This window comes from Anaerosacchariphilus polymeriproducens, assembly GCF_003363435.1.
GTDB lineage: Bacteria > Bacillota > Clostridia > Lachnospirales > Lachnospiraceae > Anaerosacchariphilus > Anaerosacchariphilus polymeriproducens.
The window spans coordinates 90,501-114,016 of the sequence record NZ_QRCT01000049.1; the positions used below are offsets into that span (position 1 = coordinate 90,501).

Annotated in this window: 17 protein-coding genes; all 17 read right to left on the reverse strand. The window is 31.3% G+C overall.

Going from position 1 to position 23,516, the window contains the following annotated elements:
- Position 1: 1 nt before the first annotated feature.
- The gene (locus tag DWV06_RS13870; protein WP_115482790.1) at positions 2-988 is read right to left on the reverse strand and encodes a BtrH N-terminal domain-containing protein; all 987 of its coding nucleotides are present in this window, start codon (positions 986-988) and stop codon (positions 2-4) included.
- A gap of 58 nt (positions 989-1,046) precedes the next feature.
- Positions 1,047-1,763: an HAD family hydrolase gene (locus tag DWV06_RS13875; RefSeq protein WP_162300647.1), complete on the reverse strand. Its 717-nt coding sequence runs from the start codon at positions 1,761-1,763 to the stop codon at positions 1,047-1,049.
- A 44-nt stretch (positions 1,764-1,807) separates the two neighbouring features.
- Positions 1,808-3,262 (reverse strand): class I adenylate-forming enzyme family protein, encoded by a 1,455-nt coding sequence (locus DWV06_RS13880; RefSeq protein ID WP_162300648.1) that lies wholly within the window; start codon positions 3,260-3,262, stop codon positions 1,808-1,810.
- Positions 3,263-3,275: 13 nt separating this feature from the next.
- A complete protein-coding gene (locus DWV06_RS13885; RefSeq protein ID WP_115482793.1) occupies positions 3,276-4,523 on the reverse strand; it encodes a hypothetical protein in 1,248 nt (415 codons plus the stop codon).
- Positions 4,524-4,556: 33 nt separating this feature from the next.
- Positions 4,557-5,966: a Gfo/Idh/MocA family oxidoreductase gene (locus tag DWV06_RS13890; protein ID WP_115482794.1), complete on the reverse strand. Its 1,410-nt coding sequence runs from the start codon at positions 5,964-5,966 to the stop codon at positions 4,557-4,559.
- Between the two features lie 14 nt (positions 5,967-5,980).
- Positions 5,981-6,226 carry an acyl carrier protein gene (locus DWV06_RS13895; protein ID WP_115482795.1) on the reverse strand — a complete coding sequence of 82 codons (246 nt, stop codon included), beginning with the start codon at positions 6,224-6,226 and terminating at the stop codon, positions 5,981-5,983.
- Position 6,227: 1 nt separating this feature from the next.
- Positions 6,228-7,559 carry a radical SAM protein gene (locus tag DWV06_RS13900; RefSeq protein ID WP_162300649.1) on the reverse strand — a complete coding sequence of 444 codons (1,332 nt, stop codon included), beginning with the start codon at positions 7,557-7,559 and terminating at the stop codon, positions 6,228-6,230.
- A gap of 31 nt (positions 7,560-7,590) precedes the next feature.
- Positions 7,591-9,351 (reverse strand): glycoside hydrolase family 13 protein, encoded by a 1,761-nt coding sequence (locus DWV06_RS13905; RefSeq protein WP_115482797.1) that lies wholly within the window; start codon positions 9,349-9,351, stop codon positions 7,591-7,593.
- A 55-nt stretch (positions 9,352-9,406) separates the two neighbouring features.
- Positions 9,407-11,365 (reverse strand): amylo-alpha-1,6-glucosidase, encoded by a 1,959-nt coding sequence (locus DWV06_RS13910; RefSeq protein WP_115482798.1) that lies wholly within the window; start codon positions 11,363-11,365, stop codon positions 9,407-9,409.
- A gap of 20 nt (positions 11,366-11,385) precedes the next feature.
- On the reverse strand, positions 11,386-13,107 hold the full coding sequence (gene malQ, locus DWV06_RS13915) for a 4-alpha-glucanotransferase (protein WP_115482799.1): 1,722 nt from the start codon (positions 13,105-13,107) through the stop codon (positions 11,386-11,388).
- Position 13,108: 1 nt separating this feature from the next.
- Positions 13,109-15,106 carry a type I pullulanase gene (gene pulA / locus DWV06_RS13920; protein WP_235828971.1) on the reverse strand — a complete coding sequence of 666 codons (1,998 nt, stop codon included), beginning with the start codon at positions 15,104-15,106 and terminating at the stop codon, positions 13,109-13,111.
- A 72-nt stretch (positions 15,107-15,178) separates the two neighbouring features.
- Positions 15,179-16,021, reverse strand: a complete 843-nt coding sequence (locus tag DWV06_RS13925; RefSeq protein ID WP_115483069.1) for a sugar ABC transporter permease — start codon at positions 16,019-16,021, stop codon at positions 15,179-15,181.
- Positions 16,022-16,038: 17 nt separating this feature from the next.
- A complete protein-coding gene (locus DWV06_RS13930) occupies positions 16,039-17,427 on the reverse strand; it encodes a carbohydrate ABC transporter permease (RefSeq protein WP_328587647.1) in 1,389 nt (462 codons plus the stop codon).
- Positions 17,428-17,448: 21 nt separating this feature from the next.
- Positions 17,449-18,723, reverse strand: coding sequence for an extracellular solute-binding protein (locus DWV06_RS13935; protein ID WP_115482800.1), 1,275 nt, complete (start codon positions 18,721-18,723; stop codon positions 17,449-17,451).
- A 117-nt stretch (positions 18,724-18,840) separates the two neighbouring features.
- The gene (locus DWV06_RS13940; RefSeq protein WP_162300650.1) at positions 18,841-20,100 is read right to left on the reverse strand and encodes an ABC transporter substrate-binding protein; all 1,260 of its coding nucleotides are present in this window, start codon (positions 20,098-20,100) and stop codon (positions 18,841-18,843) included.
- Positions 20,097-21,896 carry a sensor histidine kinase gene (locus DWV06_RS13945; RefSeq protein WP_115482802.1) on the reverse strand — a complete coding sequence of 600 codons (1,800 nt, stop codon included), beginning with the start codon at positions 21,894-21,896 and terminating at the stop codon, positions 20,097-20,099. The genes DWV06_RS13940 and DWV06_RS13945 overlap by 4 nt, the downstream gene beginning before the upstream one ends.
- Positions 21,889-23,487, reverse strand: a complete 1,599-nt coding sequence (locus DWV06_RS13950) for a response regulator (RefSeq protein ID WP_115482803.1) — start codon at positions 23,485-23,487, stop codon at positions 21,889-21,891. The genes DWV06_RS13945 and DWV06_RS13950 overlap by 8 nt, the downstream gene beginning before the upstream one ends.
- Between the last annotated feature and the right edge of the window lie 29 nt (positions 23,488-23,516).

Below are 23,516 nucleotides of genomic sequence, written 5' to 3' on the forward strand. Positions count from 1 at the left end.
ATTAATCCTCACATTTATCTTTATTCCAAAATAAAACAAGTTCTTCCAATATACGTTTTTCTTCAATGTTACATTGATTTATTTTATTTTTTAATTTATCTAATAAAAATATATTTTTTGACACTCCCAATTTAACTAATAGCATTAGTATGTAATTCCATCTCTTTATAATTTCTTCATATGCAAAACATAAATTTTGAGAAATACCCGAATCTTTCATTTTATCTAATAGTATATTTTTGAGAGTGAAAAAACCATATACTCTTAATTCATAATTCAGTTCTAAAATGTATACATAAAAATTATCGTTCTTTATCAATTCATACAAATTACTAATACATCGTTTAATTGCATCATAACCATAATAAAAATTATTTTCGCTTCCTCCTCGAAGATAAGAACTAATTCCTTCTTGCACCTTAACATTCACTATATTTTTTATATTTATATTTTCTAATTTTATGTAATCATCTCTTATTACAAGATATTTATAATGTTTTTCTTCCCACGAATTAATAATATCATCTAAAAGAACCAAGCCTTCAAATTTAGAAGGTACAATCGTAGGAACACAGCCATCACTAATTCGAACCTCATTTCCCTCTAATCCAATTACATTAATATAATGAGGAGAATCATCAGTTTGATTAAATACACGATTATAATTTAAATTTAAAGTAGATACTTTTAAAATTAATCTCTCGTTTTTCTTAACTGCATGTTCCAAAAACTGTATTGCAGATGACCTCTCTTCCAATTGTCCATCTTCATACTGTATATTGTAATTATTTAAAAATTTTGTATTTGCACTATACATATTTGAATTAATTGTTTTTGTATCATTATTGTATGTAATCTTAAATCCATCTCCCAAAAAAATTATATCACTACCCTTAATCAAATGTTTATTAAATATTAAATAATTACTGATACAAGAACTTAGGCACTCATAATTTTGCATAGTCCTATATTCATTTTCAAAAATCATTTGATTCCTCCTGCCATTCACGATACACTATTATTAATCTTATTTATAAAATTATTTTCTATTCAGCTTCCTCTAAATTACTAATTAAATCTTTCAATGAAGTAATGTATAAATACTCAATATTATTTTTTTCATTATTTGATTTATTACAAGAATCAAAATAAACAGGAAAAATTCCAGTAGCACTTGCACCTAAAATATCATTATTAAAGTTATCCCCACAATACCATACATCATTTGCATTCAAACCAGCTTTTTTTAATCCAAGTTCAAAAATCAACCGATTAGGCTTTCTATAAACATATTCACTGGATGTAACAATAAACTCAAAACTATTATTTTTAAATATTTCATTTATTCTTCGTAAAACATTTTCTCTCGAAAATGATATGTTACTAATTATTCCAGTTCTAATATTATGCTTTTTCAAATATTCTAAAACTTCATCTACATAATCCATTTTAATACCAGATGCTGCATGATCCCAAAATATTTTTTCCATCTCAATATAATTTAAAGAACATTCTACTTCAAAATATTCAAACATAAATTTCAAACATGATATATTATGAATTTCTACGCCATTTTCCAAAGCCTTTTTCACTAAATCTAAAAACATCTTGTCTGAAAATTCTGCCAATCTATCTAAATCCACCTTATTATTTTTAAATACAAAATATTTTTCCAATGCAGCAATTCCTTTTTTACTATTAAAAATTGTCTCTTTTACCAGCGTATTACCATAATCAAAAATAATCATTTTAGGTTTTTTCATAGTTCCCTCCATTTCGCAGTACGTTTATTATATTTTCATAGTATTTATTCTTTTATTTTGTTAATTCTTTTTATTTTTCCACTAGCTGTTTTTTCTAGTTGTTTAACTACAATGATTTCTTTCGGAATTTTATAATTTTCCAAATGAATTCTACTGTAAACATAAATTGCTTCATTATTTAAATGTACATTTTCATTCAATACCACATATGCAATTAGTTCACTTGTTGCGTTATCATTTTTCTTATCTACTACAAGTACTTCTTTAATATCTTTGTATGATGTAAGTACTCCTTCTATTTCCTCTGGATAAATATTCTTACCAGCACTTATGATCATGTTATCTTTTCTTCCAATAACATATAAAAAACCTTCATCATCCATATAACCCAAATCACCAGAATATAGTCGATTGTTTTTAATTGTTTTTCTCGTCTTGTCCTCATTTCGATAATAACCGAGCATCACATTCGGTCCAATTATAGTAATTTCACCAATCTCCATTGGAGCTGCTACATCTCCAGATTCATTTAAGACTTCTACTATTACTTTTTCAATTGCTTTTCCACTAGAAGAAGAATGTGTAAGTAAATCTTTTTTTTCTATGTAAGTTACTCTGGGGGACGCCTCAGTTTGTCCATATGAATAAATCAAATTGACCTTTGGAAATTTTTCTATGACCTTCATAATATCTTTGCTATGCATAGATGCACCATAAAAATTTATAATACGTAAGCTCGACATATCATATTTTTTAAGCTTTGAATATTCAACAATACCTTTTAATAAAGTAGGAACAGCAAAAAATATACTAATTTTTTTTGTACTTATTAATTTAAGAATACTATTAATTCTTGGAAGACTATAATTCAAAACAATTTTACAACCATTAAAAATCCCAACTAGCAGCTCACCTATAATACTAGAGGAATGACTTAAATCTTTAATTAAAAGAATATTATCAGTACTATTAAGTTTTAAATATGCACTAATTGCCTTAACATTACTTAAAATATTATCATTAGATAACATTATAGATTTAGGTATATTAGTAGTACCGGACGTAAATAATATTAATTTTACTGATTCTAAAGTCGCATCAATACATTCACTACATTTATATAGAGTTAGTTCTTCTATATCATTTATATATTGATATTTTTTATTAAACTTTAATTTTTCAAGCTTACTTTCTTTTACTATGTAGTTAATATCGTAGGTATCAATTATATCTTCCATTTTATTTAGTCCTGTTTTAGTATATATAGGCATAATTACTGTTCCAAGATAACTCAATGCAAAAAAAGTTGTTACAAAAATCAAAGGATGATCTACTACCATTAAAATCTTTGAATTTTGCATTATGCCTTCCTCTCTAATTTTATAAGCCAATCTTTGTATTTTCATATCGAACTCTCTATAACTATAGTTCTCTTCATTGCAATCAATGGCTACCCCATCTGGATTAATAATCATTCCTTCTTTATAAATATTATACAATTTCATTTCCCCCTTACATTTTATTAACTATAGTTTCATTAATAAATTCTTTCGTTTTTCCAGTCTTTTCTTCAGGTTTTATGTATTCTACTTCTTCTAAATTAATATTAATATTAAAACCAACTATTTTTTGCAGTTCCTTTTTATATTTCACCATAACTTCTTTTTTATTTGCATCTGGATTTAATCTAAGTAGCACTAATAAATCATTTTCAGACTGTTTTCTTATTTGAAATTGTAAAATAACATTCATTCCATACAATTCACAAATTGCCCTTGCAATTCCAGAAAAAATAATCGCATTAAATCTTCGATTTCCATCCATTACAAAAAAGTCTGCCTTCCTACCTCTATGTAACGATAAATATATTTTCCCATCTTCAAACCAATATTCTCCTAAATCTTCTAATCTGTATCGGACAAGTGGCCAGGTATTATTCTTTAACAAAGTAATTAATATCTCATTTTTCTGATGTCCTTCGTTATATAATTGTTCAATAAAAATATTATTTTTTTCTACCATTAATTTTCCATTCGAGTCGGAATATGCCATTGGCCAATACTCTCTGCAACCATACTGATTAGCAATGGGACATTGAAATACTTCTTCGATTAATTTCAAATGTTTATCCTGTACATATTCTCCACTAAGTTCTATAAATTCAAAATGAAACTGCTCTAAACTGTACTTTTTGATAACCAGTGAGAGATTATATATCGTTGAAGAAGGACCATGTAACCACCTAGGTTTAAACTTAACTATCTCATTCCAATAATTAATTAGCTTTTTGTCACTCAAATCAAATAGTGGTAATAAAATATCATTTTCTTTATATAAAACTACGTTCGTAATCATTTCATTATCTTTATTTCTAAAAGCATAAAATCTTGCAAATTTATCTGAAGGTCTTATGTCTCGAATGAATCTTCTCCTTAATCTCCATAGTGAATCGGAACATATAAATCTTTCTTTTTTACTTCTATAGCAGATAATTGGCTTTCCATCTGTACCACTAGTGGAATCAATTGATAAGTTATCCATACTAACATTCTTTATTAAAAATTGTTCTGAATTTTTACGAACGATTTTTTTCTCTAATATTGGAATTTTTTTACAAAAAACATCATAAGTCATATCATCAATAGAATCTAATTTAAAATCCCAATTACTTTTATAGTATTCTACATCTTCTTTACAATGAATTAGTAAACGATATATTTTATCTTTATATTGTTCAAAATATTCTTCTTGATTTTTCACTCTTATCTCCTATTTTTTTATTAATTATTATATCTAAATATTAAAGCATAAACAGCTAGTTTTTCCTTCATATTTATTACTCAAAGCTTCATATTCTTTTGCTAAAATACGAATACCTAATTCATGATCTAAAAAAGTATCTCTTGTAACTTTTTTTTCTACAAACTCTCTAAAGCAGGCTTCTCGAGCAGATTCATTATACCCTAACATCTGTTTTTCATTTTCGAAAAAATCCCTTAATGTATATTTTTCTAATGGTTGACCACCAATTAAATCAATATTTTTAAATACATATACATTAAAATGTTCTACTTCACCAATGTCCAATTTCCCTTTGATTCGATCTTTAATTTCCTTTGACTGATAACTATGAATTTGAATATTCATTAACGGTCCTATTTCTATGTTCATATACTCATGTCTTACACGTCCATTACTTTTATATGTATCTTCAGGTAGTTTTTCCCAGCTCCTTCTTGAAAATCCATCCTGCATAAGACTAATATTGGCAGTGGAAATCACTTTATCATCTTTCTTAAATTGCAAAATGCTATATATATCTAGTTCACCAAATTTCTCAAATTTATACTTGTCAATATTATCAAAAATACTATCATATTTATGACTATTAAATATATTATTATAATTGTTTTTGTTAATAATTTGCATAAAATCACTTGGTTTTACTGCTGAAGCATATAATTCAATATTATTCGGTCTTTTGTCCTCAAGAATATCATTTATTCCTTCAAACCATGAAAGCAAATCAATAAAATGATAGCCGCTATGAAATAATTTACCATATCCATATTTATACGGATGATTTTCTCTCGTTATAAACTCATCCGGCATATTCCACATTCCATCACAATGTGATAACTGAATTGCAGTAATTGGAATTTGATATTTTTCAACAATTTCATTTGCTAAATTATGTACAAATCTATATCCTTTATGCCATCTTCTCTGACATTGTATTTGTAGAATAGTATTATTCTTTTTAGCTTTAGTATACAATTTCTTAATGATCTTATAGTCTTTTTCAATTTGCATCGCTCTATTTACATCAGTGCTAACGTTTATTGGAGCTGTAAGCGGTTTATCCACTAATACATTAATATTATGCTTTAAGAAAAAACAAAGATACATATAGTGAGCTTTTGGTTCTGTTGAAATAATAGCATGAGTAATATTCATGCTTTGAATTATTTCTATAATTTTTCTGTTATCCTCTTTAGATAATTTTGAACTATACCTATATTTATCATTAATAAAATACGTTTTGATTGGCAACTTATTTACTTCAATATAATTTGTAACCTCATTAGCTTTCGACTGTACCTCTATAATTAGAACTGGTTGAATATGATTATCCTTAAAACACTGCATATAAATTCGTTTGGCATGTGGTCCCAGACCTACTAAGACAACATTAGTTTTCATATTTTTTCTTCTCCCTATCTGAAATTTACTTTCTCTGTCACGTAGTTAACTAAATCACCAAATTTATAAATTTGTTCAATATCATCTTCATCAATTTCAATATCAAATTCACATTCAATATCAACAATAAGTTCTACTAAACTTAGGGAACCCAAACCTAAATCATAAATTAAATCATCAGAATCTTTCATATCTGTTTTTTCTTTTTTTATTTTTGATTTTAGAATTACTAAATTATAAATTTTGTTTTTTACATTCATTTTATTTTACTCCCGTTTTATCTGTATTTTTATATAATTCCTTTACTTTATCACTCCAAAACTGCGTACATATTAAATCCGTATATACACGCCCTTCTTTTGTGATGATCAGCTCATTATTTTGAGTTTCTCTTACGTAACCTAAATTTAAAATAGCTTCAACATGAACGGCAAAATCAGTTTTAAATGAGGATTTAAATTGTTTAAAATATTTATTCATATCTACACATCCAATAAATATACCATATATGGCAAACCTACATTTTCTTTCCTGTTCATTCATATGAATACCATAATACTTTAAATTTCTAAAATCTTTAGATATATATTCATCTAATAAACTCTTTCTCATAGTTGGATTAAATCTTTCCTCTACACTATAGTGAGTATGATAATTATAAGATCTTGCTGCACATCCTAGACCAAGTGTATCAATTCCCTGATATTCATAAATTTTTTGTTGATGTGTAGAAGTCTGATTTTTTAAAACAAATTTTACATTTGATTCACAATAATAACCTTCTTCTAATAAGTAGTCATGTAACACACGAAATAAATCATATTTTTCTTTATTTGTCATAGTATTATTATCTTTTTTTAAGATGCTACTTTCTTTTCCAGCTAAAGGATAAATGGATATAGTTTCTGGTTTAAATTCCATTAGCCTTTCTAAAGTTTTCATAAAAAGTTTAGGTGTTTGTCCTACGATACCATTAATTACATCGATATTTATATTCATATCATATTTACGCATAACCTCAACCAGTTGGAGTAAGTTATAATTATTATCTCTATTAATTGTCTTTCTAAGATCCAAATCCAAACTTTGAACACCTAGACTTATTCTCTTAATTCCTACTTTATTTAATCCCAGTATATACTCCTCATCTACTAATTCTGGTGAAATTTCCATAGATGGTTCTAACTTATCATCAAGATCAATATTAATTGTATTTAAAGTGTTAAATATTCGATAATATGCTTCAAGTGGAGCATAATTTGGAGTACCACCACCAAAACATATTGATTTTATTAGTCCCTTATTATGAAAATACCCCGAATATACCTTCATTTGTTCATTAATTTTATCAACATATTTAATAATATAATCTTTATCACTTTGTGCTATTGTAAAAAACCCACAATACGGACATATTTTTTTACAAAACGGAATATGATAATATAAATTAACCTCATTTCTATCACTCCATATCTTTTCAAAATCAACATTAATAGGATCATATGCAAATTGGCTGGGATACATAGCCATAGTAAAACCTGGCCAATATCCCAGCTTAGCCTGAGTTTTTAATACTTTTTCTATCTTGTTCATTATATTCCCTTTCTTAATTAACATATTTCTTCTAACGGATATCTTTTCGAATCAAGATTCCATTTTTCCCTAGAATTCCTTCCGAAAAATGTCTATGAAATAAAATCTCCCCTTCTTCTTCGATAGAAATTTCTTCCTCCGAGCAATTCATGATAATATCGACTGCATTATCAATCCACCCAAGTTTAGAGATTTCAATTACTCTTGGGTTTTCATAAAAATTGGGGAAATGGAAATTCCTGCTTTTCAATAATGGTTCCTGCTGCCGCAGACAAATTAGCTGTTTTAAAATCTCTATTGATTCATCATAAATACCCTGTTCAATTTCTTCCCAAGGCATGCACCTTCTGCAATCCGGATCGTGCCCACCCTCCATTGCAATTTCAGTCCCATAAAAAATACAAGGACTTCCGGGCATAATAAATAGGGTCGCCAGTTGTTGATAAAATTCATCTATACTATGTACTTCCGATCGCAATCTTTTTGTGTCATGAGAATCTAATAAATTAAATAAGACATCATTGGTCTGTTGCATATAACCGGTGTAGCATCGATTTATCATAAATTCAAAATCTTCTTTACTCAAGCTTTTATCAATCCAAAAGTCCTTAATGCTCTCGGCTAACGGATAATTCATGACCCCGTCAAATTCGTCTCCACGAAGCCATGGCATGGCATCATGCCAGATTTCTCCTAAAATATAGACATCCGGCTTAATCTTTTTCAATTCTTTTCTAAGTTCTTTACAAAAAGTATGCGACAATTCATTCGCTACATCCAATCGTATTCCATCCACATCATATTTTTTGATCCATGTTTCACATACTTGAATAAAATAGTCGCGGACTTTTGGGTTATTTGTATTTAGTTTCGGCATTTGATCACAAAAAGCAAAACTATAGTACTGCTTATTTCTCGCTGCACCTTTGGAAAAATCAAATGGCCATTCTTCTATGAGAAACCATTCCCAGTATTCTGAATCTGGTCCCTTTTCAACAACATCCAGCCAGGGTTCAAATTTTGATCCACAATGGTTGAATACACCATCTAACATTACTTTGATATTTCTTTGATGTGCTTCTTGCACCAGACTTTGAAATGTCTCTTCACTTCCAAAATGTGAATCAATTTTGAAATAATCGGTTGTATCATATTTATGGGAAGAGGGAGATTCATTGATTGGAGTTAAGTAAATACCTGAAATCCCCAATTCTTGCAAATAATTTAGCTTTTCTTTAATCCCCTGTAAATCGCCGCCATAAAACTCTTCATTGGAAACTTTCCCTTTGTTTCTCCATGGTAGTACATAAGATGGATTAATGGATGCGTCAGCATTATAGAACCTGTCCGGGAATATCTGATACCAGACAGTATCATTGACCCATTGCGGGACAACAGGAATATCACTGGGATTCATCCACGGAAACACAAAACATTGGCGGCTTCTGCCTTCCATATTTAATTGTCTCTGACTTACAAAACCATCTTCAAAATAATACCAAAGTTCATCCTCTGTCTGTAATTCAAAATAATACTTTAATCTTTTGAACTGAGGTTCTAATGTTGTTGTCCACCAAATTTGATTTTTGAGTCTTTTCTTAAATGGGATATTTAAAATTTCACCTGTCCAAGTTTCTCCTCCTCCAAGTATCCCTTCTTTGAACGGATCCCCCTGCACAATATTTACATATTTTACGTCATATCCGGTTTTTATATTAATAATTAGTCTTTCTTTATCCAATGGATAGCAAAAATTATCATTGGCACGATGATATACAGCATTAAAATCCATAACCCAATTCTCTCCTTTCGTCTTTTATAAAAGGTAAGCAGCCAAAAATGCTGCCTTACCTTTGTTCTTCTTTTTGGAATCTTTCCAGTAATTCATAAACTCTCACTATTTCTCCAACACTCCATGCTTGTGCAAAACAACCTCTTGATTCATTTGGATTGATACCATCATAAATTTCAGCAATATGTCCAAGGCAGCCCTCTGTCAAACATGGCTCTAAGTCTTGTAATTGACGCTCTACTGTTTGTATTGCTTTTACCTTATCTTTCGACCAACGCAAATAGGCTCTGAAATATGCTCCTAAAGGAAACGCCCATACTGTTCCTTGATGATATGCCATATCTCTGTCCCAGGCACTCCCTTTACAAAATGCATGAAACTCATTATCATCAAAAGCTAAACTTCTCAAACCATAAGGTGTATATAATTTTTCATATACTTTTCCCAAAATTTTTTCTGACTTCTCTTGATCTAACATGGAAAAAGACATTGACAACGCCCATATTTGATTACAACGAATCTGTTTGTCTGCCAAAGTACCTGAAATCACATCCTTCAAGCATCCCAGCTCATCATCCCAAAATACCTGAATAAAACTTTCCTTTACCTTACCTGCCAAGTCTTCATAATAATCTTTAGAATCATCCAATTCCTTAGAAAATTGACTCATAACCATAAGTGCATTATACCAATATGCATTGACTTCAACAGGCTTTCCATGTCTTGGAGTCGGAAGTACATCTCCTACTCTGACATCCATCCATGTTAGCTGCTCCAGATCTGCACCGGCTTTTATAAGACCATCTGCATCCATATGTATATGATTTTCAGTTCCATTGCAATAACATTGAATAATTTCTTTCATGACCGGATACATTTCTGAAACAAATACGTTATCCTGTGTCGCCAAATAATACTGATAGACTGTTTCAATGAAAAGTAAAGAAGCATCCACTGTATTATAAAATGGCTGCGTACCTTCCTCAGGAAAAACGTTCGGCATAATCCCATTTCTACAATAAGATTGAAAGGTCCTTAAAATACTCTTTGCTGCTTCGAACTGCTTTGTAACAATGGTACATCCAATCATAGCAATCATGGTATCTCTTCCCCAGTCACCAAAAAATGGATATCCTGCGATAATTGACTTACCTCTTGTTGACTCCCTGTAAACAATATACTGATCCGCATTTCTGGCTAACATCCTGCCTGCAGGATTCTGAATAGAACACTGCGCTTCCAATAATTCCATCCTGCTTCTTTCCTTGTGTAAAATTTCTTGTATTTTTCTTTCTTCTAATTGATTACTATAGATTAAAAATGCTTCTTTCTCTGCCTCTTGTATCTCAATCACAATATTATGATTAACAAATGCGGTACCAACAGCCTCTCGCCCATCCCTTGCATCATATTCAAAATATAAATCTTTCATATAACAAGGTTCTCTCCGCTCGAGTAATCCATTTGTTTGAAAATAAAGCATTTGTCCGTTACTCTTGATATAATTATGATTTAGCTCAAATAATTGTTCTTTTTGTAACATTTGATCTTTTAATGTAAATCTTAACAATGGAGTCAAAATAAGCTTTGCCTTTTGACTGTTGTGTGAATATATTTTATAACTTACTCCGACCGTATTTTCACCATGAACCATTACAATTGTCTTAACAATTTCTATGCCTTCTATCTGATAAGTCCATTGTGGAAAATATTCATAAGAAGCACTTTGCAGATATGTAAATCCATATTGGTTTTTCGTTCTATTCACATATTCCTGATTTGACAAATCATAAATTTTTTCACCAATCTGCAATTTCTCCTGTACATTTGTGATCATATGAAATCTAAGATTAGGTGCCTTTACGGAAGTCATCATTAGTGCATGATCATTTCTGGCATTAGAACCAATCATGGTAAGTGAAGAGAATCCACCTAATCCATTTGTTAATAAATAACACTTTTCTTGTCCCTTTTCGAATGTTTTCCATTCGTTTTTTCCTAATTGAATTTTCACAATACGCTCCTTCAGAAATTCTATACAACCAGATAATCTTGTATCTCTTTTTCTACCCTTTCAATCTTGTCTCCAAAAACATGTAATTGTAATGTTTTGGACAAATCCAAACTAAAAATACCTAAGATCGACTTGGCATCTACTACATATTTTCCTGAAGTTAAATCAAAATTATTTTCAAACTTTGTAATAATATTTACAAATTTTTTTATACTTTCTACATCCTTTAACTTAACATTATAAGTTCTCATTTCTTCAATCCTCCTTTGAGTACGTTGATATAATTTCATAACTTTATAAATTCGATTTTCAAGTGGCTTTGTAAGTACTGTATGTTTCATTCTCCAATGCCAATTCCCACTACAGGTCGATGGAATGTTCATACGTGCACGATTGTCTAATTGTAAATAATCCTGCATTGGTATAATCACTAAATCACTGACTGTGCCCATTGCCCGCTTAATTAATTGCCAAGCAAAATTCTCTTCATCAGTAATATCAAAGTATTCTTTGCAAAATTCGATACTTTCAGCGGGTGCTTCTTTAAGCCATCCCATAATGGTGGAATTATCGTGAGTTCCGGTATATACAACACAATTTTGAGTATAGTTATGGGGAAGATAATCGCCCGATTCTCTACTATCAAAAGCAAATTCTAATACTTTCATCCCCGGAAATCCACTGGATTTTAACAATTGCTTCACGGATGGAGTTAAAAATCCTAAATCTTCAGCTATAATATCCAGCTGTTCGAAATTTTTCTCAATCGTAATAAATAAATCCATACCCGGTCCATTTTCCCAAGTACCCTGCTCCGCTGTTAAGGCTTCTGCCTCAATTGTATAGTAACTGTCAAAGCCTCGGAAATGATCCACACGAGTAACATCATAGATTCTCATTGCATGTTTAAATCTTTTCATCCACCAATCAAAATCGTTACTTTTCATTTCTTCCCATAAATATAGCGGGTTCCCCCACAATTGTCCGGTTTCAGAAAAAGCATCGGGCGGGCATCCTGCTACATGAACAGGACACATATCCTCATCCAAATCAAAGATTTCGGCATTCGTCCACACATCTGCACTGTCTAAAGCTACATAAATCGGAATATCTCCTATTATTTTAATTTGTTTTTTGTTCGCATAAGATTTCAGCTTAAACCATTGTTGATAAAATTTGTATTGTACAAAACACCAAAATTCTATTTCATCTTTCAACTCTTCTTCTATCCGGTTCATTATTTTCTTATCACGTTTTTTTAAATTTAAATCCCATTCCTGCCAGCTTCGATTATCATATTTTTGCTTTAAACTCATAAAAACAGCATAATCTGCCAACCATTCTTTTTCAGCCTCTTTAAATTCTAAAAATGCTCTTTGGTCCATATTTTTAAAATTCTCATATGCTTTCTTCAAAACCTTAAAACGGTATTTATAAATCAACCCATAGTCAACCTTTTCTTCCTGTTCTCCCCAACAGATATTGCAGTAATCTTCTATATCCAGCAGTTCCTCCTGTTGTAAAAAATCCAAGTCAATTAAATATGGATTGCCTGCAAAAGTGGAAAAAGATTGATAAGGAGAATCGCCTATACTTGTAGGTCCAATTGGTAGTATCTGCCAGTACTCCTGCCCTGATCTATTTAAAAAATCAACAAATTCATACGCGGCTTTTCCCAATGTTCCGATTCCCCATTTTGATGGTAAGGATGTAATCGCTAATAATATTCCACTACTTCTCATTTTATTCCTCCTGCTCTTCTCCTAAAATCATGACAGATTTCGGATAAATTGTAATTTGATTCCGTCTTTCTAATAAACCGTAGTGCTTATAAATCTTCCTGCCATCAGATAAAATATTCCAATTCCCTTTCGGCAATTTAAGATGATATTTTTGTTCGTTTGCATTATAGATGATCAAAAGTCGATTCCACTTATCACACTTTTTGGAATCCCCTTTCATAAGAAATGCAATCATGCCTTCTTTTTTCGTTTTAATAAATTTAATATTCGATACCATTTCTCTATTTTTCTCACGAAATCCATGGAACTCTGCTCTAAGACTTATCAAGCCTTTATAATATTTTATTAATCCTTCAAACTCATACGCTCTTTTCCAATCTAATTGATTCAATTGTGTAGAGGAATTAAAACTATTGTCATTTCCCATCTTAGTTCTGGCAAATTCCTCCCCAGCCTGGAAAAATGTTGCACCTAAACAAGTCATATAGATACCCGCGACCATTTTATTGACCTGAACAATCTTCCTGTCATGATCCGAGAAACGAGGAGCCGGTTTTAACGTATACTCCAGTTTATCCCACAATGTAAAATTATCATGAGACGAGACATAAGAGATGATCTGTCCAGGATTTCTTGGATGAAAATCGGCTTTATCATCACACCATGCACAGACAGACGATTCTACTTTCTCCTCTAAATCTTTTTTCCCATTTACAAATCCGGGATCCAACTTATCAAAAACGCTTCCCTTTATGATATCTCTGGTATCATCACAGAAAATAGCTATGTTATCATATAAATACTCAACATTTTTCTTTAAAGCAGGTACTGCTCTTTTTCCCATTGGAGTATCTCCGGCACTCCACGGTTCTCCATACATAATAATTTGTTCACCACCCGGTAATTCATTAAGGGCAGTACGAATAGTATTCATAGTTTTAATATCATGAAGACCCATTAAATCAAATCTAAAACCATCTATATGATATTCCTGAGCCCAATAACATACTGACTCAACCATATATTTTCGAAACATATATCGTTCACTTGCTGTATCATTTCCACATCCTGATCCGCTGGAGAATTTACCTTCCTCATTTAAACGGTAATAATAGTAGGGAACTGTAGATTGAAAACCGGATTCCGTATTATGGGTATGATTGTAAACAACATCCATGACCACACCAATTCCTGCTTCATGTAAAGACTTGACCATTTCCTTAAATTCATGTATTCTTACTCTTCCATCAAAAGCATCCGTTGCATAAGAACCTTCCGGAACATTATAATTTAACGGATCATATCCCCAGTTAAACTGATCAGAGTCACTGCTTTCATCAACAGAACCAAAATCAAAGACAGGCATTAAATGAACATGAGTAATGCCTAAATCTTTTAAATATGCCAGACATGTTGGTTTTTCTCCTTCTCCATCCAATGTTGAATTCTTCTGTGTAAATGCAAGATACTTTCCCCTCCACTCCTCTTTAATACCGGAATGGATGTTACTCGAAAAATCTTTTATATGTATTTCATAAAGAACAGGCTGCAAAGAGGAATCATAGCGATAATAATCTTTTTCCCAATTCTTCGGATTCGTTTTAGACAAATCTACTACCATACTCCTTTTTCCATTCACACCACAAGCTTTTGCATATACATCTGCCGTCTCAAGTGTGCAGCCATTACTTGTAATGGTATATGTATAATAGATACCTTCTATATCCCCTTTTACTATGCAAGACCAGACCCCATAATCACCACGTTCCATTTTGATTTCACCAATACAGGCGGCTTTTAATTCATCATCACTTCCCGTACGGAACAAATTTAATTGTACGGATGTTGCCGTAGGTGCCCATACTTTAAATTTCGTTGCTTCTTTGTCATAACAAAACCCCAAGTCATTACCAGCATAATGGTAATTCTTTTCAAATTCCTCTGAATCAAAAATTTCTTTCCACTCCAATGGCTTTCTTACTCTTTCTAGATCCATCATATTAAAACCCTCCTTAATTTAATAATAGAGTTAAAAAGCCTACTGCCTAAGCAGTAAGCTTTTATATTACTGTTACCCTTTAACAGCGCCTCCAGAAATCCCCTCTACATAATATTTCTGCATACTGATAAAAAGTGCTGCAATTGGTATCGAAATCAATACACATCCAGCTGCAAACTGCGTATAATAATCATTTATGAATTCTCTTTCCAACATTTTAAATAACCCTAATGCAACTGTGTAATTGTTATAATTGTCCCCCATAATAACACTGGCAAAAACAAAATCCACCCATGGTGTTAAAAAAGAAGTTAACACTGTATAAACAATAATTGGTTTTGATAACGGCAAGGTAATTTTCGTGAAAACTTGAAATTTAGTTGCCCCATCCAAATATGCCGCTTCGTCCAATGCTCTTGAAAGCGTATCAAAAAAACCTTTTGCGATAAAAAACATCAACCCGGCTCCACCGGAATATACCATAATTAACGCTATTAAAGATTGTGTAATACCAATTCCTTTTAAAATATAATAGACTGCAATCATAGACATAAACGCAGGGAACATCCCTAAAATCATAGCTACATTCATTAATGGTTTCCTTAATTTGAACCTCATTCTTGACATAACATACGATACCGATAATACAAAAAACGTTGATATAATACAACTGCACACAGCCACAAATAATGTATTACCAAACCATTTTGCAAAATAAAATTGATGTGTTTCCGTTAATAACTTCAAATAGTTATTAAGTGTGAATCCTTTCGGGAAGAAATAAGGAGTATAAGAACCTGTTTCCGCCCTAAATGAAGTCATAATTACCCAAAAAACAGGAAGCAGCCATATAATAGACAAAATGATCAGTATAACATAGGAAAGAATATTTTTTATTTTTTTGTTTTTTGACATAGATTTTTGTTTTTTCATTATTGAAATTCCTCCTCATTGTTATATGATGATGTCCTTCTATATGCTATTAATGAAAATACGGCCGAAATAATGAAAACAATAATACCAATTGCCGAAGCGTAACAATAATCTTTACTGTTTACAGTTAATTTATAAAGCCACGTTACAAGCAAATCAGTTTTTCCTGCCTGATAATACGCTAACGTACTCGGTTCCCCTTTCGTAAGAAGATAAATGACATTAAAGTTATTGATGTTACCAATGAATTGTGTAATTAAATACGGTGTTGTTACAAAAAAGACATATGGCATCGTTATTTTGGTAAACATCTTTCTTACACTTGCTCCATCAACTCTTGCAGCTTCATACAAATCTGCAGGTATATTCATTAAAATTCCTGAAGTAATAAGCATAGTATATGGAATACCAATCCATAAGTTGACTAGTATAACAGTAATTTTTGCTCCGGTCGCACTCGTCAAAAATGGAATACTTTTTGAAATAAGACCTAGTTGCTTCAATAACACATTAACTGCACCTTCCGGTTGTAACATTGTTCTAATAACTAATAAAGAAACAAAAGCCGGAATCGCAATAGACATTACAAAAATAGTTCTCCAAAGAGCTTTACATTTTATCCCTTTTTGGTTAATCAAAAGAGCTAGTAAGATACCACCAATATAATTTAGACCTGTTGCAAATACAGCCCATGTAATCGTCCAGCCAAGTATAGGCCAGAAAGTTTTTGAAATAGTTCCTCCTGATCCCAGTATAGTTTTGAAGTTCTCCAATCCTATCCATGTAAATAAATTACCTGGGGGCTGATGCGCGTTGTCATAATTTGTAAATGCAACCAGAATCATATATATAAGAGGAAGTACTGTAAATGCAAGAATTCCAATCATAGGAAGTGTTAATAATGTTCTATTTAATTTAGAATCAAAATATGCCTTAATATCATCTATAAACCCCGGAACTTTTTTACCTTGTTCTTTCAACGATTGTACTTCCAGTGCCGATTTTAAATTCGCCCTCCATGCAAGTATAAATAATATGATTACTACTATACTCACTACACCGAACAAAAGTAATAACATTGAATTATCACCCTGTGTCAGCACATCTATTCCAAGTGTTTCATCATATACCCACCCTTGGGTCTGGGTACCCAGGGTGGTCATGTTTACAAGTGAAGTGATACCAGTAACAATCATATAATAAATAAATGATATTTCTATAGCCAGAAATATTAAACCTTTCACGATCTGGCCTCTGCATAAGTTTGCCGCTCCCATTATAAGTATTGATAGTTTTGTATAGGCATCCCCGTTCCTTATGACTTGTGGCAATACAAAACGCTCTGCCTTTCTATCTGCTTTTATAATATGTAACGGATTTTTTTTCACCAAGAATCTCCTCCTGTCTTGTTACTGTTCCCCTAATTTTGAAAGAACACTTTTAACCATAGAGTCTAGTTTTTCTTTCATATTTTCCTTTGTTACTGCCTTTGCAATACAATCCTGACCAAAGGCTTCCATTGGCTGCCAAAAATTTGTTATTTGAGAAATTGAAGGTTGATTTGTTGAAGTTTTTACTTGTTCTGACAAAACTGCAACAGCCGGACTTGTATTCAATAACTCTTTATTTTTTAATAAGTTAACATTCGTTGGTGATGAATTTCTTACTTCGAATCTCATTTTCTGGCACTTTTCATTGGATAAATATTCTGCTAACAGCATAGACTCAGCTGCATATTTTGTCTGTGCATTAACTCCGTACAAATTAAAGTTAGCGATTGTACTTGGAGACACTACCGTTCCGTCTTCAAGCGTAATCGTAGGAACCGTAGTCACACCGAAATTATCACCTAATGATTCCTTAATCGCTTTTGCATCCCATGTACCTGAAAATGTAGCGCCTAATTTACCATCTTTAAAAGCTGCAAGTAATAAAGCACCATCATGATTTTTTACTTTTGGATTTGCTGCAAGGTCTAAAATATAATCACCAACTAATACGCCTTTGTCATTATTGAAATCACATTGTGTCGGATCCATTCCGTCTTTTCCAAATAATGTACAGCCTGCTCCAAAGAAAAATGAAGAAAGATACCATCCATTGTCAATATCCATTGAGAAATTAGTAACTCCATTTTCCAAATCTTTTGCTAATATACTATCTAAACTTTTAACTTCTTCTTCTGTAAATTTACTTTTATCATAATACATAAAGAAAGAGTTAGCGGTACTTGGATATCCATATAATTCTCCATTTATCGTAGCTGATTCTATGGAATTTTCAACACTATTTTTAATTACCTGATCTTTGTTTTTTGTAATACGATATAACGCTCCTGCTGCTTGTAACTCTGCTATCTGATCAGAGGCAAATTCAAAAACATCTGCTGCCACAGATGGATCTTTCAGAACTTCCGTCTTTGCATCCGATGCACTTATTACGCTCATGTCAATGGTCCAATTTTTTGCTTCTGGATGATCTTCTTTAAAATTTGCGATCATATTTTTCAGCATTTCCTGATCTTCTTGTGAACCCCATAGTTTAATTTTGGCATCACTCGCATAACCTGCTTTGCCTTTCGTTGTTCCTGCGGTAGTTTTTGTCTCTCCTTTTCCTCCACACCCTGCTATAGTCGTTACGATCATTGATATTACTAAGATTAATGATAATACCTTCTTGTGCATAAAAAAATCTCCTTTCACTTTTTCAGTTCCTTATTCTTCGTAATAAATTATAGCATATGGAGATTTTTGACATATATAAATAACTAAACCTAAAATGTTGATTATTAAACCCTCTTTTTATTTTTCGCTCTTTAACTCACTTACTAACTGATTCAGCATGACTAATATATTTTCTTCGCTTACTTCATTTCTAATATAAAACGGTAAATTTTCAGTAAAAAATTCATTTTGTATTTTCTGTTCCCAATTGATTTGATAATTCGGTATTATATTTTTTACTTCTTTCACAGACTGTTTGTACTCAAAGTCAAAAATTGAGTTCTTTTGCTTACCCAAAAATTGCTGACTTTCCTTTTGGTCACGCAAAACTCTAAACTCTAAAAATTTAACAGCTCCATCTGTAACTTTTTTATCATATCCGGCAGTAACAGCCCAGGCAGACATTCTTGGAGATACCATCAATGTATTTTGGGGAAATGCTGCAAATCCGAACTTCTCCTTTGATTGTTCATCCATTTGAATATTAATCCAATATCCGTTTGCTATGATAGCTGCCTGATTGTTTAAAAATCTCTGTTCTGCCTGAGCATATTCAATATCTAAAGCATCATCATATGTATAAAGAAATAATTTTTTGAGCATTTGCAGTATCTGTTTAAAACTATCACCTGCATAATCATCAGGAAACTTCTGCTTTAAAAAATTCATTCCTTCGGGAGTTCCTGAAATATAGCTGGTCGCAATCAACATCGGTACCCAATAGGTACCTGAACCGTGTAATGCTAAAGGTGTGATCCCACATTCTTTCAATTTATCCAGACACTCCCAAAACTCTTCCCATGTTTTCGGAAAACGTTCAACTCCAGCCCTTTTTAATAATTCTTTATTATAAACAAAACCTGCATAAGAATGTACAGGATTTCCCAAAGATGATAAATATATACTTCCATCATCTTCCGTACAAGCTTTCAAAATATCCTCCTGCATTGCACCTAACCATTCTTTGGAATTTTGAATATAAGGCTTCAAATCTACAAGTCTTTCTTTTTGTATTAAAAGTTCATTAAAATCTGAATCAAAACCAACATCAGTAATAATAGCAGGCATCTCATCTAAAGCATTTAATTGTTTAATTTTATTTCTATAACCTGCTTCTGTATCAGTTAGCCATTCTGCTTCCACACAATATTGTCCCTTATACGCTTCATTAAATTCTTCCACTATTTTTTTATGGATGCTTTGATTCGTTTCTGGGTTTACTAAAAAAACAGCCGGAATCGTAATCACTTCATTTATAGGTTTTACTACCGTACTAGTATTCTGACAACTAGTTAAAAGAACACAACAAAGAATGCATAATATCTTATACTTCTTCACCCATCTTCCCCCTGTCTCCACAGATTTATAAACACCTTGCTGATTTTTATAACACATTCTGTTCCTTGATCTTTCGGAATATAAAAAAAACGAATCTGATTATTATATTTCAATCGTAATCGTTTCACTACATTGATAATCCCAAAACCACCTTGACCTTTTGGCATGACCAAGCCAATTTCATCTATCGGAACTCTTTCTAATTGATTCAATAACCTATAACTTTGTTCTTCCATTGTACTTCCGTTATTCTCGACTGACATGATAAGATTATCTTCATCCTCGTAAACACAGATATGAATTTCACCTCCCTCTTCTAAATCTTGAAATCCATATTTAATACAATTCTCAACAATTGGTTGTAAAATCATCTTAATAATGACGCATTCTTTTAGGTTTTCTTTGCAATCAATATAATACTCAAATAAATCATTATTTCTTATTTTTTGTATCTCTAAATAAGCACTGACATGTTCTAATTCTTTGGAAACAGTAATTTCATCCCTTCCATTATTCAAATTTATCCTTAAAAATTTTGAAAGAGCTTGTATCATTTTCATGATCGTTTCTTCTTTTTGAATCCTGGCGAGCATATATATAGTATCCAATGTATTGTATAAAAAGTGAGGTCGAATCTGATATAACAACAGATCCATTTCGCTCTTTCTAAGTTTTCTTTCTTTTATCTTAATATCATCCAGTAGGATTCCTACTTTTTCTATCATCTTATTATAGGATTCCCCTATTGTATCTAATTCTGTATTTGTCTTAATTGAAATTCTATCATTTAATTTACTATCATCAAATTCAATCATAAATTGATTTATTTTTTTTATTGGCTTTGTCAGTTTTCTTGAAAATATAATAATTCCACAAATTCCAATTAAATAAGTTACAAAAAATATGATACCTAACATGAATAAAATTTCCTGAATCACTTTCCAGGTAATGCTTTTGGGCACATATGTAATAATTTTAAAACCTGTATCTTTATCATATGCTTGACACAATATCCCATACTGAAGCTTTTCTACCTGATTCAACTTCTTATCATTTGATTCTAGTATGATTCTATTTAAAACATTATTCTTTTCCTCTTTCTGCCATTGAAAACCATCGGGCACCTGTTCATAACAGATCTGATTTTGGTTGTCCAGAATCAGATAAACAAGAGAGTTATCTTTAAGCTCTTTAGTAAACTTCATATTAATCTGATTATTAAGCTTTATGTATATAATTCCAGGTTCATGGATCGTATCCAATTGATGTACATATCTTCCCACAAACAAAGCCATATCATAGCTTCCAAATAAGACATCTCTCTCCCAAAACAATTTCGTTTTCGAATAATCTTTACCCAGATTTTTATAAAGTCTGCTATTATAAAATTTTTCCAAATCTAATTGGATATCTTTTTGTCCATAAGTATTCCCTTTATTATCCAGCCACAAATAGTAGTCCATATAACTTTTATTTATATAGAATAAGGTTCTTGTCAACAAGACCTTGTCTTTTGCAGATAGTGTCTTATTACACAAAGATTTCTGAACATATTCGTTTAATACATAGCTGGATGTCAATTGGTTCAATTCTTCATAAACATTTTGAAAAGAATTTAAGAATTTGTCATTCACATACGTATATTGTGCAGTCATTGAACGGTAAGTATTTCGTATCACCACCGTTCCAATCCCTGCAATAATAGCAAGAAAGACTACACTAATAACGATTGTCAGCCACAAAAGGGCTTTTTTTTGAATTCCGTATAAATGCTTTTTTAAATGTCTTTCATTCATTCAATTGGCTCCTTTTGTACTCACTAGGTAAAAAGCCGGTATATTGTTTGAAGAGTTTTGTAAAATAAGAGGGGTTGGGGATTCCCACTTGTGTACAAATGTTGGATATACTTTCTATCTCTTCTAAAATAAGTACTTTCGCTCTTTCGATCCGGGCATTTTGTACGTATTTTTTAAATGACATATTTAGCATATTTTTAAATACTCTTCCAAAATATACAGGATTCAAATATATTTGTTCTGAAACAGTTGTTATTGACAATGTTTCATCATGAAGATTTTCTTGTATATAATCCAACGCAACATAAATGTAATCTTTAAAGTATTCTTCCGCAGAAGATTCAGACATTGATATTCTTAAATTAATAACTGAAACTAATAATTGATAAAAAACATCTACTAGTTTAACCAACAAAAACTTATCCAGCATTTGATAGAAATTACCGAAACTGTTTGCAATATCATCCGTCATTCCATATGACTCTTCTAATGCAAATTCAATTCTTACCGCTAACCTATGCAAATAAGTTTTCGCTTTGGATTCTTTGGTCGGAAGCATATAAATAAATCTTTTAAAAGTTTCTTTCAATTGCTCTTCATCGTTTTTTCGTATTGCCCCTAAAATTTGGGTCTCAATATCAATTGAATATCGATTATTATATAAATTTATATCAATATCTTTAGATGATGTCAACATACCCGCTCCTGCTTCACATGCAACTTCAAATAATTTCAACACTTGCTTATAAGCATTTTTCATACCCTCTAATCCCATATAACATTTAGATATAGCTGAAATCATTTCAAAGTTAATTTCCTTTCTGACCTCTGTTATCACTTTTTTAACTTCTTCTATTTTGGGATCATGATCGAGATTTATAATATAAATCTGACTGCCTTCTATACTTTTAGTGGTCCATATCTTATATCTTTCCTGTAATCTTTTTTCTAATTGTGAATGCAAAATATATCGCTTCATATCAAAATTACTTTGATTAATTACTTTATATGTAACGTCAATGTCTGCACAAACAATTGTAAAATAATTATGTATGTCCTCTTCTCTTGAAATACTTTTAAATAAGTCATCTAATTCCTTCTCTTCAATGACATCTTCCAAATACCGGCTTACCATAAGATTTAAAAAATTTTCTCTGTCTTCTAACAGGATTTTTTTCCAGATATCATAATTTTTCTGTTTATTTTTAGTTTCAATACAGATATTATAGATTTTTTTCATGATCGTATCCAGTTCAACTTCGTCAATCGGTTTTACCAGATAAGATAAGGCACCGCTTTTACAGGCTACTTTTGCATATTCAAAATCTTTATAAGCGCTGATTACAACAAATTTTATTTCCGGATTGTATTCTTTTGTTCTTTCAATTAATGTAAGTCCACACATCCGTTTCATTTTGACATCAGTAATAACCACATCCGGATTAAGATCTTTTATTAATTGTAGTGCTGTTTCGCCATCTGTAGCAGTGCCAATTACTTGAAAGCCCATTTTTTCCCACTCGTATGTCTCCAATAATCCCTTTAGGATAATGGTTTCATCATCTACTAAAAATAGTTTCAATAAATTCATCTCAATCCCCCCTGATTATTCATTATACC

What these genes read in the sequence shown, in the direction of transcription:
- DWV06_RS13925 (WP_115483069.1), bottom strand. Translation starts at nt 16,021, where the DNA reads ATGTCAAAAAACAAAAAAATAAAAAATATTCTTTCCTATGTTATACTG.
- pulA (WP_235828971.1), bottom strand. Translation starts at nt 15,106, where the DNA reads ATGATGGATCTAGAAAGAGTAAGAAAGCCATTGGAGTGGAAAGAAATT.
- DWV06_RS13905 (WP_115482797.1), bottom strand. Translation starts at nt 9,351, where the DNA reads ATGGATTTTAATGCTGTATATCATCGTGCCAATGATAATTTTTGCTAT.
- DWV06_RS13950 (WP_115482803.1), bottom strand. Translation starts at nt 23,487, where the DNA reads ATGAATTTATTGAAACTATTTTTAGTAGATGATGAAACCATTATCCTA.
- DWV06_RS13900 (WP_162300649.1), bottom strand. Translation starts at nt 7,559, where the DNA reads ATGAACAAGATAGAAAAAGTATTAAAAACTCAGGCTAAGCTGGGATAT.
- DWV06_RS13890 (WP_115482794.1), bottom strand. Translation starts at nt 5,966, where the DNA reads ATGAAAACTAATGTTGTCTTAGTAGGTCTGGGACCACATGCCAAACGA.
- DWV06_RS13870 (WP_115482790.1), bottom strand. Translation starts at nt 988, where the DNA reads ATGATTTTTGAAAATGAATATAGGACTATGCAAAATTATGAGTGCCTA.
- DWV06_RS13945 (WP_115482802.1), bottom strand. Translation starts at nt 21,896, where the DNA reads ATGAATGAAAGACATTTAAAAAAGCATTTATACGGAATTCAAAAAAAA.
- DWV06_RS13875 (WP_162300647.1), bottom strand. Translation starts at nt 1,763, where the DNA reads ATGAAAAAACCTAAAATGATTATTTTTGATTATGGTAATACGCTGGTA.
- malQ (WP_115482799.1), bottom strand. Translation starts at nt 13,107, where the DNA reads ATGAGAAGTAGTGGAATATTATTAGCGATTACATCCTTACCATCAAAA.
- DWV06_RS13895 (WP_115482795.1), bottom strand. Translation starts at nt 6,226, where the DNA reads ATGAATGTAAAAAACAAAATTTATAATTTAGTAATTCTAAAATCAAAA.
- DWV06_RS13935 (WP_115482800.1), bottom strand. Translation starts at nt 18,723, where the DNA reads ATGCACAAGAAGGTATTATCATTAATCTTAGTAATATCAATGATCGTA.